The 16,509-nt window shown below is 74.6% G+C and carries 14 protein-coding genes; 9 read left to right on the top strand and 5 right to left on the bottom strand.

The window, feature by feature from the left end:
* Nucleotides 1–87 precede the first annotated feature (87 nt).
* Nucleotides 88–348 carry a 30S ribosomal protein S20 gene (gene rpsT, locus BLT76_RS18050; protein ID WP_090859359.1) on the bottom strand — a complete coding sequence of 87 codons (261 nt, stop codon included), beginning with the start codon at nt 346–348 and terminating at the stop codon, nt 88–90.
* Nucleotides 349–479: 131 nt separating this feature from the next.
* Nucleotides 480–1,430 carry a phosphotransferase family protein gene (locus BLT76_RS18045; protein ID WP_090859357.1) on the bottom strand — a complete coding sequence of 317 codons (951 nt, stop codon included), beginning with the start codon at nt 1,428–1,430 and terminating at the stop codon, nt 480–482.
* A 34-nt stretch (nt 1,431–1,464) separates the two neighbouring features.
* Here BLT76_RS18045 and BLT76_RS18040 point away from each other — a divergent pair, with 34 nt between their 5' ends.
* Nucleotides 1,465–3,189 (top strand): thiamine pyrophosphate-dependent enzyme, encoded by a 1,725-nt coding sequence (locus BLT76_RS18040; protein WP_090859355.1) that lies wholly within the window; start codon nt 1,465–1,467, stop codon nt 3,187–3,189.
* Here BLT76_RS18040 and BLT76_RS18035 read toward each other — a convergent pair.
* Complete coding sequence (locus BLT76_RS18035; protein WP_139175664.1) at nt 3,173–3,580, bottom strand: hypothetical protein; 408 nt, start codon at nt 3,578–3,580, stop codon at nt 3,173–3,175. The two genes, BLT76_RS18040 and BLT76_RS18035, sit on opposite strands and share 17 nt — an antisense overlap.
* A gap of 199 nt (nt 3,581–3,779) precedes the next feature.
* Between BLT76_RS18035 and lepA the strand changes: the two genes are divergently transcribed.
* Both lepA and BLT76_RS18025 read left to right on the top strand, forming a co-directional pair.
* Entirely contained in the window at nt 3,780–5,654 is a 1,875-nt protein-coding gene (gene lepA / locus BLT76_RS18030) for a translation elongation factor 4 (protein WP_090859351.1), read from the top strand.
* An 85-nt stretch (nt 5,655–5,739) separates the two neighbouring features.
* Nucleotides 5,740–6,606: a JmjC domain-containing protein gene (locus BLT76_RS18025; RefSeq protein ID WP_090859349.1), complete on the top strand. Its 867-nt coding sequence runs from the start codon at nt 5,740–5,742 to the stop codon at nt 6,604–6,606.
* Here the strand turns inward: BLT76_RS18025 and BLT76_RS18020 are convergent.
* Nucleotides 6,598–7,305, bottom strand: a complete 708-nt coding sequence (locus BLT76_RS18020) for a GNAT family N-acetyltransferase (RefSeq protein WP_090859347.1) — start codon at nt 7,303–7,305, stop codon at nt 6,598–6,600. The genes BLT76_RS18025 and BLT76_RS18020 overlap by 9 nt on opposite strands.
* A 471-nt stretch (nt 7,306–7,776) precedes the next feature.
* Between BLT76_RS18020 and BLT76_RS18015 the strand changes: the two genes are divergently transcribed.
* Nucleotides 7,777–8,595: a V-type ATP synthase subunit E family protein gene (locus BLT76_RS18015; protein WP_139175660.1), complete on the top strand. Its 819-nt coding sequence runs from the start codon at nt 7,777–7,779 to the stop codon at nt 8,593–8,595.
* Nucleotides 8,596–8,600: 5 nt separating this feature from the next.
* Here BLT76_RS18015 and BLT76_RS18010 read toward each other — a convergent pair whose 3' ends face one another.
* Entirely contained in the window at nt 8,601–9,341 is a 741-nt protein-coding gene (locus BLT76_RS18010) for a COG1361 family protein (protein ID WP_090859343.1), read from the bottom strand.
* An 81-nt stretch (nt 9,342–9,422) separates the two neighbouring features.
* Here BLT76_RS18010 and BLT76_RS18005 point away from each other — a divergent pair, with 81 nt between their 5' ends.
* From BLT76_RS18005 to BLT76_RS17985, 5 genes are read left to right on the top strand one after another with little or no spacing between them, the layout of a single operon-like run.
* Nucleotides 9,423–12,173: an oligosaccharide flippase family protein gene (locus BLT76_RS18005; protein WP_090859341.1), complete on the top strand. Its 2,751-nt coding sequence runs from the start codon at nt 9,423–9,425 to the stop codon at nt 12,171–12,173.
* A complete protein-coding gene (locus BLT76_RS25805) occupies nt 12,170–12,985 on the top strand; it encodes a polysaccharide deacetylase family protein (RefSeq protein WP_170867128.1) in 816 nt (271 codons plus the stop codon). The genes BLT76_RS18005 and BLT76_RS25805 overlap by 4 nt, the downstream gene beginning before the upstream one ends.
* Nucleotides 12,982–14,313 (top strand): O-antigen ligase family protein, encoded by a 1,332-nt coding sequence (locus BLT76_RS17995; protein ID WP_090859337.1) that lies wholly within the window; start codon nt 12,982–12,984, stop codon nt 14,311–14,313. Before BLT76_RS25805 ends, BLT76_RS17995 begins: the two co-directional genes overlap by 4 nt.
* Nucleotides 14,310–15,416, top strand: coding sequence for a glycosyltransferase family 4 protein (locus tag BLT76_RS25800; protein WP_170867127.1), 1,107 nt, complete (start codon nt 14,310–14,312; stop codon nt 15,414–15,416). Before BLT76_RS17995 ends, BLT76_RS25800 begins: the two co-directional genes overlap by 4 nt.
* A complete protein-coding gene (locus BLT76_RS17985; protein ID WP_139175657.1) occupies nt 15,413–16,495 on the top strand; it encodes a glycosyltransferase in 1,083 nt (360 codons plus the stop codon). The genes BLT76_RS25800 and BLT76_RS17985 overlap by 4 nt, the downstream gene beginning before the upstream one ends.
* The last annotated feature ends 14 nt before the right edge of the window (nt 16,496–16,509 follow it).

Raw genomic sequence — 16,509 nt, 5'->3', positions numbered from 1 at the left:
CCGCCTCGGCCCTCGGCGGCACTCGACCAGCGGCACCACGCCAAAAAGGCGCCGACCCCGAGGGGGCGGCGCCTTGGCGAGAACGACTCAGAGAGAGGCGGTCTTCTTGGCGATCGCGGACTTGCGGTTCGCGGCCTGGTTCTTGTGGATGACGCCCTTGGAGGCGGCCTTGTCGAGCTTCTTGGCGGCGTCGCGGCCGGCCACGGTCGCGGCCTCCTTGTCACCGGCCTCCGCGAGCTCGCGGAACTTGCGGACAGCAGACTTCAGGCCGGTCTTCACGGCCTTGTTGCGCTCGTGCGCCTTCTCGTTCTGCTTGTTCCGCTTGATCTGGGACTTGATGTTCGCCACTTCTGCGCCTTCGTCGTAGGTGTGGATGAAGCTAGGAAAGTTCGTGGTGCGCGGTCGGCGGACGGCTACGGCCAGACACGCGACGTACGAGATTAACAGTGGCGCGGCGGGCCGCCCAAATCACGCAGGAGTCAGGCCGGGTCATGCCAGCCGCGACGCTCGGCCAGCCAGTCCCAGACCACGTCACCCTGCCAGCGCTGGAAGTCGCGCAGGTACGGCGAGGCGGGCGGCACCCGTTCGTCGCCCTGCTTCCAGAAGTAGCCCGTGAGCAGCGCGAGGAACGCGTCGACGTGGTCGGCGGGAACGTCGCGTGTCAGGGGGAGTCGCGCCAAGAGCGCGTCGACGTCCAGGCCGTCACCCCGCGGGCCGACCATCAGCAGCACGGTGTCGAGCCAGGCGGCGCCGAGCACGGGCCAGTTCCAGTCGCAGAGCACGACCCGGCCGTCGGCGGCGAGCAGCAGGTTGTCGTCACGGACGTCGGTGTGCACGACGGTGTCGCCGGCACCCACGGCGGCGAAGCCGGCAGCGAGCCCGGCGGCGTCGTCGAGGTGGGTGAGGTCCGGACGGGTGAGGCGCACGTGGTCCCACGCGGCCGGCCAGTCGGCGAGGTCGTCGGCGACCGGGGTCAGGTCGAGGGCCGGCGGAGCGGGGGTCAGCGTGGCCGCCAGGGACTCGAGCATCGCGGCCGCGCCCTCGACGTCGCCCACCCTCCAGGGGCGCCGCGGGGTCGCGGCCTCGACGTGCTCGATCCCCAGGACCACCCAGTCGTCGCGGTCGTGCAGCCACATCAGCCGCGGCGCCGGGGCCTCGGGCGGCAGGGCGCCGAGCTTGCGGGCCTCCTCGCGGTAGGAGAGGGCGAAGGCCCGCTGGGCCTTGGTGGACGCCGCCTTCACGAAGTGACGGCTGCCGTCCTCGCAGCGCAGCACCGACGCGAAGCCGGGGGTGAAGCCGCCGCCCTGCGAGGTCGCCTCGACCACGGCCGAGCCGCACTCACGCTCCACGAGGGCCCTCACGTGTGGGGGCAGGTGGGCCCACTCCAGGCGGCGGGCGGTGCGGCCGAAGGGCACGGTGGTCGCGATCACCGGGACATCCTGCCGGGTCCGGGTACCGGAGGTGATGACCACTGTCGCGGAGCTGTTGATCGAGACCCTCGCCGAGCACGGCGTGACCCAGGTGTGGGGCGTGGTCGGCGATGCGCTCAACCCGGTGACCGACGCGATCCGGCGGGAGGACCGGATCGAGTGGATCGGGGTCCGACACGAGGAGGTGGGCGCCTTCGCGGCCGGCGCCCAGGCCCAGCTCACCGGCCGGCTCGGCGTGTGCATGGGCACCGTCGGACCCGGTGCCGTGCACCTGCTCAACGGGCTCTACGACGCCAAGAAGTCCCATGCCCCGGTCCTGGCGATCTGCGGCCAGGTCCCGCGCGAGGACATCGGCAGCGACTTCTTCCAGGAGGTCGACAACGACGCCCTCTTCGCCGACGTGGCGGTCTTCCGCGCGACGGTCACCAGCGTCGACCAGCTGCCACGCCTGATCGAGCAGGCCGGGAACGCCGCCCTGCAGGAGCGCGGGGTCGCCGTGCTCACCCTGCCCGGCGACGTGGGGGAGCTGGAGGTGCCGAAGGGCACGGCGGTCCCGCGCTTCGTCGTCGAGCCGCCGCCGGTCCCGCCGTCGGAGGAGTCGGTCGCCGCCGCGGTCCGGGCGATCGACGGTGCGGAGCGGGTGACCTTGCTCGTCGGTCAGGGCGCCCGGCACGCCCGGGCCGAGGTGCTCGCGCTCGCAGAGCGACTGCAGGCGCCGATGGTGCTGACCCTGAAGGCCAAGGAGGGCCTCGAGCAGGACAACCCGTTCGAGGTCGGGCAGTCCGGGCTGCTGGGCAACCACGCCAGCGCCGTGGCCTTCGAGAAGTGCGACCTGCTGCTGATGCTCGGCACCGACTTCCCCTACATGCAGTTCCTCCCGCACGGCACCACGACGGTGCAGGTCGATGCGGACGGCTCGCACGTCGGCCGCCGTACGCCGGTGGAGCACGCCGTGGTCGGCGACGCCCGGCTCGCCGTGCAGGCCCTGGTGGAGCGGGTCCGGCCCCGGACCGACGGAGGACACCTGGACAAGGCGCGGGCGTCGTACGACGCGTGGCGGGAGCGGCAGCAGCAGTTCCTCGACCCGTCGTACGACCGGAAGCCGAAGGGCCTGCTCCGCCGGAAGGTCGACAATCCCGAGGGCCGGATCCGGCCCGAGCTGCTCGCCGGGCTGCTGGACCGGTACGCCGCCCCCGACGCGGTGTTCACGGTCGACACCGGCATGGCCACCACCTGGCTCGCCCGGTTCGTCCGGATGACCGGTGAGCGCCGGCTCCTCGGCTCGTTCAACCTCGGCTCGATGGCCAACGCCATGCCGCAGGCCCTCGGCGCCGCGGGGCTCGACCGGACGCGGCAGGTGGTCGCCTGCTGCGGCGACGGCGGCCTGTCGATGCTGATGGGCGACCTGCTCACGGCCGTGAGCCACGACCTCCCGGTGAAGCTGGTGATCTTCGACAACGGTCGGCTCGGCATGGTCAAGCTGGAGATGGAGCAGGCCGGCCTGCCCGAGTTCGGCACCGTGCTGCACAACCCCGACTTCGCGAAGGTGGCCGAGGCGGTGGGCATGCGAGGCATCCGGGTCGAGGACCCCCACGACCTGGAGGCCGCGGTGGCCGAGACGATGGCGTACGACGGCCCGGTGCTGCTCGACGTGCTCACCAACCCCGACGAGGTGTCGATCCCGCCCCAGCCGACGCTCGGTCAGGCGTGGGGCTTCGCGATCGCCAAGACCAAGGAGGCGGTCACGAGCCCCGAGTGACGTCGTGGTCGCGGAAGGCCCGGAACCCCATCCAGCCGGCGCCGCCGTCGTCCCCGTCGTCGAGGTCGAGCCAGTCGCCCGTGCTGGTGTCGACCACACTCCAGTCGTGGGCCTGCGTCAGTCGGCGCAGCACCGCGACCGGGTCGCCGCCGCCGCGCACCCCGATCATCAGCATCGTGACGGGGTCCTCGTCGAGGCTCAGCTCGAAGAGGTGCTCGCCGTCGGACCACGCGCCCCAGCGCGGGTCGGACCAGTCCGTGCCCGGCAGCTCCTCGGACAGCCAGGCACGCAGGTCGTCGGCCGGGCCGAGTGGGCGCACCAGGGCCTCGTCGAGCTCGGCGACCCGAGGCCTCGGTCGCGCCACGTCCACGACCACCACGTCCCAGCTCATGTGCTCACGGTGCCCGCCGTACCCACTCCCGAACCCCGAGGGGTCGGGTGCGGCGCTCGCCCTCGCCATCGGCCCGATGCCCTGCCGGCCCCCGGCGACGTGCTCGCCCGGGTGCTCCGCCCCGGACCGCGGAAGGCGTGATCGCGGGGCCCGTGTGGGAGAATCGACGGGTCCCCGAGCACTCGAACGAGAGACATTCGTGCCCACGAACACCGCGCCGCCCCCGGGCCGCACCGATCCGGCGATCATCCGGAACTTCTGCATCATCGCCCACATCGACCACGGCAAGTCGACGCTGGCCGACCGGATGCTGCAGCTGACCGGTGTCGTCGACGCGCGCGCGGCGCGGGCGCAGTACCTCGACCGGATGGACATCGAGCGCGAGCGCGGGATCACCATCAAGAGCCAGGCCGTGCGGATGCCGTGGACGGTCCCCGCCGGCAACGACGAGGCCGCCGAGCCCGGCACCTACGTGCTGAACATGATCGACACCCCGGGCCACGTCGACTTCACCTACGAGGTGTCGCGGTCGCTGGAGGCGTGCGAGGCCGCCATCCTGCTGGTCGACGCCGCCCAGGGCATCGAGGCGCAGACCCTGGCCAACCTCTACCTCGCCATGGGCGCCGACCTGCACATCATCCCGGTGCTCAACAAGATCGACCTGCCCGGCGCCAACCCCGACAAGTACGCCGCGGAGCTGGCCGGCCTGGTCGGCTGCGAGCCCGACGACGTGCTGCGGGTCAGCGCCAAGACCGGCCTGGGCGTCGAGGGCCTCCTCAACCACATCGTCAAGGAGACCCCGCCGCCGGTCGGCGACGCCGACGCGCCCGCCCGGGCCCTGATCTTCGACTCGGTCTACGACACCTACCGCGGCGTGGTCACCTACGTCCGGGTCGTCGACGGCAAGCTCACCCACCGCGACCGGATCAAGATGATGTCGACCGGTGCCGTGCACGAGATGCTCGAGGTCGGCGTGATCAGCCCCGAGCCGGTCAAGGCCGGGGACCTCGGCGTCGGTGAGGTGGGCTACCTCATCACCGGGGTGAAGGACGTCCGCCAGTCCCGGGTCGGCGACACCGTCACCAGCCAGCACCACGGCGCCACCGAGGCGCTCGGCGGCTACAAGCACCCCAACCCGATGGTCTACTCGGGGCTCTACCCGATCGACGGCGACGACTACCCGACGCTGCGTGACGCCCTGGAGCGGCTGCAGCTCAACGACGCCGCGCTGACCTTCGAGCCCGAGACCTCCGGGGCCCTCGGCTTCGGCTTCCGGATCGGCTTCCTCGGCCTGCTGCACATGGAGATCACCCGCGACCGCCTCGAGCGCGAGTTCAACCTCGACCTGATCTCGACCGCACCCAACGTGGTCTACGACGTGGTCATGGAGGACGGCTCCGAGATCGTGGTGACCAACCCCAGCGAGTACCCCGAGGGCAAGATCTCCGAGGTCCGCGAGCCGGTCGTCAAGGCCACCATCCTGAGCCCGAGCGACTACATCGGCACGATCATGGAGCTCTGCCAGAACAAGCGCGGCAGCCTGCAGGGGATGGACTACCTCTCCGAGGACCGCGTCGAGATGCGCTACACGCTGCCCATGGGCGAGATCGTCTTCGACTTCTTCGACCAGCTGAAGTCGCGCACCAAGGGCTACGCCTCGCTCGACTACGAGCGGTCCGGCGAGCAGGCGGCCGACCTGGTCAAGGTCGACATCCTCCTGCAGGGCGAGCCCGTTGACGCCTTCTCCGCGATCATCCACAAGGACGCTGCGTACTCCTACGGCGTGATGATGGCCGGGAAGCTGAAGGACCTGATCCCGCGCCAGCAGTTCGAGGTCCCGATCCAGGCCGCCATCGGTGCCCGCGTCATCGCCCGCGAGAACATCCGCGCGATCCGCAAGGACGTCCTGGCCAAGTGCTACGGCGGCGACATCACCCGCAAGCGCAAGCTGCTGGAGAAGCAGAAGGCCGGCAAGAAGCGGATGAAGAACATCGGCACCGTCGAGGTCCCGCCGGAGGCCTTCGTCGCCGCGCTCTCCACCACGCAGCCGACCGAGAAGACCGCCAAGAAGTAGGCGGTGCGGTTGGCGGTCCGTCAGGACGGGTAGTGACCGGGCGTCTCGGCGGGCGACCGGGCCCGCCCGTACGCGAGGACCACCGATGAGCGACGCACCCCTGATCGACGGCGACGGCCTGCTCGGAGCACACCTGGCCGAGCGGCGGCCGCTGGCGCTGCGGCACCGGCTGCCGGACCACCCGCTGCTGCAGCTCGACGCCATCGCCGACCTGGCCGAGCAGCTCGGCCCGGACTCCATCTCGGCGGAGAAGGCCGAGAAGGAGCTGGTCGCCGCCGACGGCGCGGCCGACGCGCTCGCGATCCGGGCCATCAGCGAGCAGATCCGCTCGCTGGCGGCCAACGACTCCTGGTTCACCCTGCTGAACATCGAGCGGGTGGCGTCGTACCACCGGCTGGTCGACGAGATCGTCGACGAGCTCGCCCGTCAGGCCGGCGTGGAGGCCGGCACCCTGCGCCGCCGGATGGGCTTCGTCTTCGCGAGCTCGCCGCGGTCGGTGACCTCGGCGCACTTCGACATCGAGCAGAGCTTCTGCCTGCAGCTGCAGGGCCGCCGCCGGCTCGGCTTCGGCCGGTTCGCCGACGACGAGCAGCGCGAGCGCGAGGTACGTCGCTACTGGGGCGGCTCGTCCTTCGGCAAGCTGGAGACGATGCCCGAGCAGACCGACGAGCTCGCGCTCGGGCCCGGCGACGGCGCCTACATCCCGCCGTACACCCCGCACTGGCTGAGCAACGGCGACACCACGTCGCTGTCGCTCACGGTGACGTTCTTCAACCGCGACAACGAGGACGAGTCGCTGGTCCAGGCCCTCAACGAGAAGGTACGACGCACCGGCCTGACGCCCCGTCCGTACGGCGACGCGCCGCGGCGCGACCGCGCGAAGGCCGGCGCCATGCGCGGGTACGCCGCGCTGCGCCGGCGGTTGCGCCCGGACACCTCCGCCTCACACTGACCGCTCGACCCGTCGGCGCGCGGTCGCGGCGAGCGACCGCGCACCGAGGACACCGGTAGCGAGCGCGCCGCGGGCGAACCTGATCCGCCCGATGCTGCGCCGATCATCGGCGAGCGAGTCCTTGTAGCCCTCGTCGCCGCGCAGGAAGTCGACCTCGTGGCAGCCGTCGGCCACCGCGTCCGCGACGACCCGGTGGAGCAGGACCGTGCCGGCCCCGTCGTCGGCGCGCTCCAGCGAGCGGGCGACCTGGTAGAGGCTCAGTCGGCCCGCCACGACGAAGGCCAGCGAGACCGCCTGCGCGCGCCCACCGGTCTCCAGCACGTCGACCCGGGCCTCGCCGGCCGCGAGGCCGGCGTCGAGCGCGCGGGCCAGTCGGGGCAGCTCGGCCAGCAGGGGGGCGCGGTCCGGTCGGGCCTCGTGCAGCCGGCGGAAGTCCGCGAGGGCGGTGGCGAGGCCCTCGCGCGGCACGCGGTGGTGCCGGGCCCCGGCCTCGACCAGCCGGCGGTCGGAGCGCCGGGCGCTGCGCCGGGTGCCCGACGACCGGGTGGCGAGGTACTCGGCGGGCGCGACCGGCAGGGCGGCGTACGGCGCCACGTCGATCGCCTCGACGGGTCGTCCGAGGACCCGGCCGAGGACCGAGCCCTGGACCAGACCACTCAGGTCGACGATCAGGTTCCGATGCCGTGTGAGCCAGGTCATAAGCGGTGCGTTCAGCTCGTTCTCCACCCCTGCCCGGCACAGCAGATCGAGGTGGTCCGGACACAGCACGCCGGCGCCCCCGAACCGGATCCGGGGCACGCCGAGATGCCGGTCCCGGGCGATCGGGAGGCCGCCGACCAGCCCCTCGCCCGTTCGGTGAAAGGCCAGGTAAGAACCTGTTTCGGTACACGTGTACCGCAACCACCAGGACCTCAGGAAGGGGGACGGGACCGGGCTCTCGTCGACCAGTCGGTCCCACGCCGGACCGGCCTCCTCGAGGTCGCTGACGAGGGTCGCGGCGACGGGCCGGGGGGTGTCCACGCCCGGAGCCTAGGCCTGATGCCAAGGAGAGATTGACGTTTACACCATCGCGGTTCCGAGCAGACGTCAGGGTGTCGCCTTCTCGGGCACCTAGGGCGATCGAACGTTTCCAGGGGGGAAATGTCCGTGCCGAACAACGAGGGCGGAGCCATGTCCGACCACGCCACCAACAGCACCGACGTACGAGACCGAGCGGAGTCCTTCCGGGCCACGCTCGGAGCACGCCAGGAAGCCGACGCGATCCTGGCCGAGGCGGCCCAGGTGCGCCGCCAGGCCGGGGTCGACGCCGAGCGCCTGGTCGCCGAGGCCGAGACGCTCGCCGCCGAGCTGACCCAGCAGGCGCGCAGCAGCGCCGAGCAGGTCACCGCCGAGGCCCGGGAGCGCGCCGACGGCATCCTCGCCCAGGCCCGCGAGTCGGCGGACCGGCTTCGGGCACAGGCACGGGCCGACGCCGAGGCGGCCCGGGAGCAGTTCCTGGCCGAGCTCGAGGCCGAGAACCGCGAGCGGCTGCACGGGGTGCGACAGCGCGCCGAGGAGCTGCTCGCCGGCATCGAGACGGTCGTGCGCGGCCTCGGGAGCACCCTGCAGCAGGCGGAGGGGTCGGTCTCCGAGATGGAGCGCTCGCTGCACCAGGTCCGCAGCGACGCCGTCGAGCGGCTGCCCGAGACGCCGGCGGGTCCGTCGCCGCGCGAGCTCGCCGCGGCGGCCGAGACGGCCGAGCGTGCAGCGCGCACCGAGGCCGTCCTCGACGACCTGGCCGCTCGTTCCTCGGCGACCGCGGACGAGGCCCCGGCCGCTGAGCCGGACACCGTCGAGGCGCCGCCCGCGCCTGGGCCCACGCCCGAGCCGACCGTCGCCGTGAAGACGCTGCCGACCGAGCCGGCGCCGGCGCCGACGTACCCGTCCGGACCCGAGTCCGAGGCGGACCAGCGCCCGCTCGGGTGGCTCTTCCGCACCCCCCGGACGTGACCGGGTCACGGCCCGTCGGCGCACCCCTCGGCGACGGGCGTGGCCTCGTCGACGTAGTCCGTCGCGGCGTTGGGCGGGCGGATCGGGAGCACCTGCACGCCCGTCACCGTGGTCCCGGCGGGCACCGGGTGCAGCAGCTCCATCTCGATGCGCTGCACCTGGTCGGCGGGGAAGCAGTGCCAGCGCCCGGAGACCACGGCGAGGAACGTCCCGTCCGGCCGGGCCAGCGTCGCCTGGACGGTCGCCACGTCGACGGCCGTGCCCGCGGGTGTCACGTCGGCGAGCACGACCGTGCCCTCGGCGCTGCCGCGGATCCCGACCGACTCGGCCGTGACCGACGAGATGGTCTCGTCGTTGGCCCACGACACGTCGCGGTAGCGAACCTCGACGTCCGCGATCGCGGCCGGGTCCACCTGCGTGTCGAAGTACAGCCCGTACGTCGTTCCCGGAGGGAGGTCGAGCACCGTGCAGCAGTCGCCGCGTGCCGACTGGACCGCCGATGACGCCAGGGTCACCCCGCGCTCGTCGACGGCGGTGACGACGGCCGTGGCCCGCCGCAGGGTCCGGTCGCCGTCGTTGCGGACGAGCACCGAGACCAGGCCGTCGAGCTCGCCCCACTCCTGGGTGGCCAGCACCTCGGTCGACCCCGTCGTGCCCGCGGCCGGGTCCGCCACGTCGGCGTCGGCGCCGGTGAGCTGGGCGCATCCGGCGAGCGATGCGACGAGCGCGGTCAGTGCCAGCGCCACCGCCCCGGCCCTGCGTCGTGTGTGCACCCGTGTCCCCGTCCTCGTGCGCCGCGCGGCGCCGGGCGTCATGGTAGGCACACGATGACCCGGACGCTGCCGCACTGGACGGTCGGCGACCGGCTGGCCGCTGTCCGCGTCCTGCTGCCGGCCGAGCCGGGGCCGGTCCCGGTGCTCGCCGTCGGCGAGGTCCTGCGGCCGCACCTCGCGGCCGCGCTGCCGGAGGCGACCACCCTCGACGAGGCCCCGGCCGACGGCTGGACGCTGCTCGTCGTCGAGGCGGCCGGCCACGACGTCGAGGCGCTGCGCCACCGGGTCGCGCCGGGCGGGACGGTCGCCGTGCTCGGACCGCACGGGCAGCACGCCGTCTACCCGGCGGCCGACCGGCCCGAGCTCGTCTGGCGCCGGGGCTGGCCGGTCTCGGGCGTCGCCGATCCCGCCGCGTGGGTACGACGGCGCGCGGCGCTGGCCCTCGCGCGGCGGCACGGCAGCTTCCTCGACGTCACCGGTGCGGATCGGCCGACGCTCGCCGACGAGGTGCTCGCCCAGCTCGAGCACGCCACCGGTGTCCCCGGCCGACTGGTCGGTGTGGTGACCGCCGGCCACACGGTCCTGCGCGTGCGCACCGCGGACGGCGACGTCGCCGTACGGCTGTCGATCGTGCATCCCGACCGCGATCCCGACCCGTCGCGGGCCGTGCTCGCCGACGTGCCGGAGCTGGCGCCGCTGCTGCCCGCCACGCTCGCCTCCGGCACGGTCCGCGGCCTTCCGTGGGTCGCGGTGGAGTGGGTGCCGCGACGCCGCTCGACCGGCGGGTGGCCGTGGCCGACCGCCGAGTCGCAGGCCGACGGCGCGGAGGCGGTCGTCGACGCGCTGGCCGCCCGGCCGACCGGTGAGACCGGGCCGGGCTGGGCTGCGGACTGGTGCGAGCGCGCGCACGTCGTCCCGCTCGAGGTGCGGGCGGCCTGGGCCGAGCAGCTGGCGGTGCTGGAGCGAGGCGTCCCGACGGCCTGGTGCCACGGCGACCTGTGGTCCGGCAACGTGCTCGCCGACGGTGACCGGCGGGTCGTCATCGACTGGGACAACGCCTCGGCGGACGCACCGCTGGGCCTGGACCGGGTGCTCCGTCCGGCGCTGCGCGAGGCGGGGGAGCCGGGGCGCAACGTCACCACCGAGCTGTTCCGGCTGGTCGACGAGGTCGACCTGCTCGGCGACGCCGAGGTGGCGGGCCGGCCGTGGACCGGGTGGGACCGCGCCGAGCGCCGGGCCCTGGTGCTGGCCGCGGTGGTGCTCTACCTGCGCAACCGGTCCGAGCACGACCTTCCGCCCCACGAGCTGGCCGCCCACCTCAGCGCCGCGCGCACCGGTCTGGAGACACCCGTGGCCGTCCCGACCACCGGGACCGAGGGGCTGGCCGCGGCGCGGACCGCCCGCGGCGCGCTGTGGCTGGCCACCAACGGCATCGTGGTCAAGACGTCCCAGACGGTGGTGCTGCTGGCCCTCGCGGCCCTGCTCGCCCCGGAGGCCCTGGGCCTGGTCGCGCTCGGCACCCTGGTCGCGAACGCCTCGGCGGTCGTCACCAGCCTCGGGACGGCGAGCGCGCTCGTCTACTGGCGCGGTGACGTCGAGCGCGCCGCGCGCACGGCGGTCACGATCGGCGCCGGCATGGGGATCGCGCTCGCGGGGCTGCTGTGGGCCGCAGCGCCCTGGCTCGCCCGCACCCTCGGCGCGGCCGACGGCGCCCCGGTGATCCGTGGCCTGACCGCCGTCCTGCCCTGCCTGGCCGTCGCCGCCGTCACCAACGAGCTGCTGCGCCGGCGCCTGCTGTTCCTGCGGCGGATCGTCCCGGACACGGTCTCCTCGGTCGTCGGCGCGGTCGTCGCCATCGCCCTGGTCGCCGGCGGCAGCGGCGTGATGGCGCTGGTCGCGGGTCAGGTCGTCCAGGCCGTCCTCACCCTGCTGCTGTCGTGGTGCGTGCACCCGCCGGTGCTGCCGGGCTGGAACCGCGAGGACGCCCGCGGCCTGCTGACCTACGGCGGTCCGTACGCCGGCGCGAACCTGCTGGAGCTGGTCCAGCTCAACGTCGACTATCTCATCGTCTCCGCGGTGCTCGGCCCGGTCGCGCTCGGCCAGTACTCGCTGGCCTTCCGGCTCTCGTTCATGCCGTACCTGATGATCGTCGTGGTCATCACCGGAGCCGCGTTCCCCTACCTGTGCCGGATGCGCGGGCGGCGGCTGGGTGAGGCCGCGACCGTGGTGATGACGGCGACGCTGACCCTGGTGCTGCCGCTCTGTGCGGGCGTCGCGCTGCTGGCCGACCACCTCACCCTGCTCGGCGAGAAGTGGGAGCCGGGCGTGCCCGTCGTCGCCTGGCTCGCCGGGTACGCCGTGCTGCTCAGCGTCGGTCAGCTGGTGCAGGTGACCCTCAACGCGTCGGGACGGCCCGCCGTGACGATGACCGTGCGGCTGTGCCACCTGCTGCTGCTCGTCGCCAGCCTGTCGGTGGTGGCGCACCACGGCGTGGTCCCGGTCGCGGTCACCCAGCTCGCGGTCGCCGGGTGCGTCGCGCTGCTCGCCGTCACGCTGGCCCGGGTCCTGGTGCGCGGCTTCTCGCTGCGGGCCCTGGGCCGGGCGCTCCGTCCCGCCGCCGCGGGCGTCGTGGCGATGGTCGTGGTGGTGCTCGCCGCCCGGACCCTGCTCGCCCTCGACGGCCCGAGCGTCGGCAGCCTGGTCGGGCTCGCGCTGCTCGGCGCCGCGGCGTACGCCGTCCCGGTCTGGCTGCTCGACCGCCAGCACCTGCTCGCCGCGGCCCGGCTCATCAGGAGGACGTCGTGAAGGCTCCCACCCGGGCGATCGCCCGGACCCTGCGACCGCTGGCCCGGACCGGTCGGCGGCTGCGCCGCCAGCACGGCCTGACCGTGATCGGCTGGCACCGGGTCGACGGCCGTCGTACCGACGGGCTCTCGACGGGGGTCGACGACTTCCGCGCCCACCTCGACGTGCTGGAGAAGGTGGACGCGCAGGTGCTGCCGCTGGAGTCGGCCGTCGCCCGGCTCCAGGCCGGGACGCTGCCCCCGCGGGCCGTCGCGCTGACCTTCGACGACGGCTACGCCAGCGTGGTCGAGACGGCCTGGCCGCTGCTGAAGGAGCGCGGCCTGGACGCCACCCTCTTCGTGGTCACGGGCAGCCTGGTCGGACCGATGCGCTTCGCCTGGGACGAGGGCGAGCGGGAGCCGGACCGGATCCGGCTGGCCACCGCCGACGAGCTCGTGGAGGCCGCGGGCCAGGGGCTCGCGCTCGGCTCGCACACGGTCACCCACCCGTGGCTGCCGGGCCTGGACCCGGCCCTGCTGGAGCACGAGCTGGGGGAGTCGCGCACCCGGCTGGAGGACCTGCTCGGGCGGCCCGTGCGCGCGGTCGCCTACCCGACGGGAGGCTGGTCGGGCGCGGTCCGTGCTGCGGCCGAGCGGGCCGGCTACACCACGGGCATCACCGTCGACCGCGGCACCAACACCGCCCGCACCCACCCGCTGGAGCTGCGCCGGTCGTTCGTGCCGGCCGCGGCGGCCGACCTGCGGCTGATCCTCGACGGCGCCTACACCTACCTGCGCCCGCTCGACACCTGGCGCCGCCGGGGGCCCGCGTGACCTCCCTGGCCGTGGTCGAGGAGACCACCGGCTCCGGCTCGCGCAGCCGGGGCCCGGTCGTCCTCGTCGTCGGGCTGGCCGCGCTGCTCGGCTTCGCCGCGGGCGTGCAGCCGGTCCTGGTGGTGGGCGGCCTGGCGGCCGCCGTCGTCGGCACCGCCCTGCTGCTGCACGTCGAGTGGGCGGCCCTGGCCGTGGTGGCCTCGGCGGTGTTCGAGGACTACCTCCACGTGATCGACGGGCGCGTGGTCAAGGTGCTGGCCGTGCTGCTGGTCGCGGCGTGGCTGCTGCGCCGCTGCCGCGGGCCGCTGCCGGGGGCCGTGCACGCTCCGGTGCTGCTGTCCGTGCTCGGCCTGCTCGTCGTGCTGCTCGCGGCGACGGTCGCGCACACCAACGGGACCGCGGGCCTCGCCGTCCTGCTGCGCTGGGCCGGCTTCCTCGCCGTCGTCGCCGTCCTCCTCGACTGCCTGCCGGCGCTCGTCAGCCCGGCCCGGCTGGCCCGGGCCTACGTCTGGTCCTGCACCGCGGCCGCGCTGTGCGGCCTGCTGACCTACCTGCTCGCCGACGAGCGGCGGGTCGTCGGCCCGCTCGGCGACCCCAACGACCTGGCCTTCTTCCTGCTGGCCGCGCTCCCGCTCGCCCTCGGCCTGCGGTCGCGCGCCACCACGCGCTGGCCGTACGGCGTCGCGACCGCGCTGCTCCTGCTCGCCCTGCTCGGCACCCTCTCGCGCGGCGCCCTGGTCGGCGCCGGGGTGGCCCTGCTCGTCGCCGTCGTGCTCGGGCAGCTCTCGCTGCGCGCGCTGGCCGGGCTGACCACGCTGCTCGGCCTGCTGGTCGCGCTGAGCCTGGTCGCCGTCCCCGGCCTGGTCGCGACCAGCCTCGACCAGAAGGAGCACGTCGCCGACCAGAACGTCTCCGAGCGGCTCGACCTCTGGGAGTCCGCGGGCCGGATGACGCTCGAGAACCCGGTGCTCGGGCTCGGTCCCGGTGCCTTCCAGCTCTCCCACGGCGACTACCTCGACCGGCTGCCCGACGACGTCAACCACCGGCTCGACGTCGCCCACAACACCTATCTGGAGACGTCCAGCGAGCTCGGCCTGCTCGGGCTGCTCGCCTTCCTCGCCGTCCTGGTCACCGGCTTCCTGGCCGCCCTGCTGACCTGGCGGCGCGAGCGCGACCCGCTCGCCGGCGCGGTCTGCTCCGCCCTCGCCGGTACGGCGGCCGCCGCCACCTTCGTCACCGAGCAGTACTTCCTCCCGCTCTGGCTGCTGGTGGCTCTCGGCGCCGGGCTCGCCGTGCGGTCGCCGCGGGAGACGGGGGCGACGACGTGAGCCGCGTCGTCCAGCTGCTGTCCCAGGCCGAGGGCGGGCCGGTCGACCACGCCGCCGACGTGGCCGCCGAGCTGGCGGCGCGGGGCGTGGACAGCCATCTCGTCGGGCCGGTCGGCCCCGGGACCGACCGGGCCCGGGCCGCCGGCGTGACCTGGCACGACGTGGCGCCGACCAGCAAGCGCGACGCGGCCGGCGCCGTGGCGACCGGCCGCCTGCTCGGACGGCTGCGCCCGGAGGTTCTGCACGCCCACGACCGCCGGGCCGGCTGGCTGGCCCGCGCGGCCGGTCCACTGCTGCCGGGCACGCGGGTCGTCTACACCCTGCACGGCGTCGCCGACGGGCTGTCCGACCTGGTCGCCGGCAACGCGCTCGCCGGGCCGCGCCGGCGTCGCGACCGGCTCTACTACCTGACCGGCGAGCGGCTGGTCACCCGCTGGGGGCGGGCCCGCGTGGTGACGCCGAGCGCCGCGGTCGCGTCGTACGCCGTCGAGCACGTCGGCCTGCCCGCCGACCGGGTGCACGTCGTCGCCAACGGGGTCGACCCGGACCACTACCCGGCCACGCCGCTGCCGGACGGTCCGCCGACGGTCGTCTGGGTGGGTCTGATGGGCGGCGTCAAGCGGCTCGACGTCCTGCTCGACGCCGCCGAGCGGCTGCCCGACGTCCGGGTGGTCGTGGTGGGCGACGGGCCCGACCGGGCCCACGTCGAGGACCGGGTACGCCGGGGCCCGCTCGCCGCCCGCGTGACCCTGACCGGCCGGGTCGCCGACCCGCGCCCGCACCTCGCCGGTGCGCACGCGCTCGCCCTGACCTCGGCGGCCGAGAACTGCCCGCTCGTCGTGCTGCAGGCGATGGCCTCCGGGCGCCCGGTCGTCGCGACCGCGGTGGGCGGCGTGCCCGAGCTGGTGCGCGACGGCGTGGAGGGCCGGCTCTGCGCGGCCGGTGACCCGGTGGCCTTCGCCGACGCGCTCGCCGACGTCCTGCACACCCCCGGCCGGGCGGCGGCGATGGGGGCGGCCGCCCACGAGCGGATCGGGTCGGGCTGGACGCTGCGGCACTGCGTCGACGGGCTCCAGGCCGTCTACGGGAGGGCGGTCGCGTGAGGGCGCTGATGGTCATCGCCGAGATGGGCACGGGCGGCGCCGAGACGGTGGTCAGCGACCTGGTCGCCCACCTCGCCGACCAGGGCGACCACGTTGCGGTGGCGAGCGAGCCGGGCTGGCGGGCCGAGCACCTGCAGGAACGCGGGGTGCGCACCGTCGCCGTACCCCTGCGCTCGCGCGGCCCGGGCGCGCTCGGCGTGGCCGCCGCGCGGATCCGGGGCGAGGTGCTGCGCCGCCCGGTCGACGTGCTGCACGCCCACAACGTGCGCGCCTCCGTGGCGGCCCACCTCGGGGCCCGCTGGCCCGCCCGTCGTACGCCGCTGATGAGCACCGTGCACGGCCTGGCCGAGAGCGACTACCCGACCGCGGCCCGGGTGCTCGACCGGGTCGCCGACCGGGTCGTCGCGGTCTCCGACGACGTCGCCGCGCGCCTGGAGCAGCACGGCCTGCGCCGTACCCGCCTGGACGTCGTGGAGAACGCGGCCGAGATGGGCGCCGGACCGGGCCGCGACCGGGCGCGGGCCGACCTCGGGATCGCGCCCGACGTCCCGGTCGTGCTGTGCCTGGCCCGGCTCGCCCCGCCCAAGCGCCATGATCTGCTGGTCGAGGCCTGGCGGCGGGTGCCGGCTCCCGCCGTGCTCCTGGTCGCGGGCGACGGCGAGCACCGTGACCGGGTCGCGGAGCAGGTCCGCGCGGCCGGCCTGGAGCACCGGGTGCGGCTGCTCGGCCAGCGGCGCGACGCGGCCCGGCTGCTGGCGGCCGCCGACGTCCTGGTGCTGCCCTCCGACCGCGAGGGACTGCCGATGACCGTGCTCGAGGCGATGGCGGCCGGCGTACCGGTCGTCGCGTCCGCGGTCGGCGGCCTGCGCTCCCTCGACGCCCGCACGGTCGAGCTGGTGGCCCCCGGGTCTCCGGCCGCGCTGGCCGACGGGCTGCTGCGCGTGCTGGGCAGCGCCTCGCAGCGGGCCGAGATGGCCGCCCGCGGTCGCGCGGCCGCGACCGCGCGCTTCTCCGTGGAGACGATGCGGGCCCGCTACCAGCGGATCTACGACGAGCTCAACCGATCGAGGCGCCCGTGACCCGGGTCGCCTGT

The sequence above is a fragment of the Nocardioides lianchengensis genome, assembly GCF_900101465.1.
Taxonomy (GTDB): domain Bacteria; phylum Actinomycetota; class Actinomycetes; order Propionibacteriales; family Nocardioidaceae; genus Nocardioides; species Nocardioides lianchengensis.
The sequence above is the reverse complement of the archived record's forward strand: the minus strand, read 5'-3'. Positions and strand labels throughout refer to the sequence as shown.

What these genes read in the sequence shown, in the direction of transcription:
- BLT76_RS18015 (WP_139175660.1), top strand. Translation starts at nt 7,777, where the DNA reads ATGTCCGACCACGCCACCAACAGCACCGACGTACGAGACCGAGCGGAG.
- BLT76_RS18020 (WP_090859347.1), bottom strand. Translation starts at nt 7,305, where the DNA reads ATGACCTGGCTCACACGGCATCGGAACCTGATCGTCGACCTGAGTGGT.
- BLT76_RS18005 (WP_090859341.1), top strand. Translation starts at nt 9,423, where the DNA reads ATGACCCGGACGCTGCCGCACTGGACGGTCGGCGACCGGCTGGCCGCT.
- BLT76_RS18035 (WP_139175664.1), bottom strand. Translation starts at nt 3,580, where the DNA reads ATGAGCTGGGACGTGGTGGTCGTGGACGTGGCGCGACCGAGGCCTCGG.
- BLT76_RS18040 (WP_090859355.1), top strand. Translation starts at nt 1,465, where the DNA reads ATGACCACTGTCGCGGAGCTGTTGATCGAGACCCTCGCCGAGCACGGC.
- BLT76_RS18025 (WP_090859349.1), top strand. Translation starts at nt 5,740, where the DNA reads ATGAGCGACGCACCCCTGATCGACGGCGACGGCCTGCTCGGAGCACAC.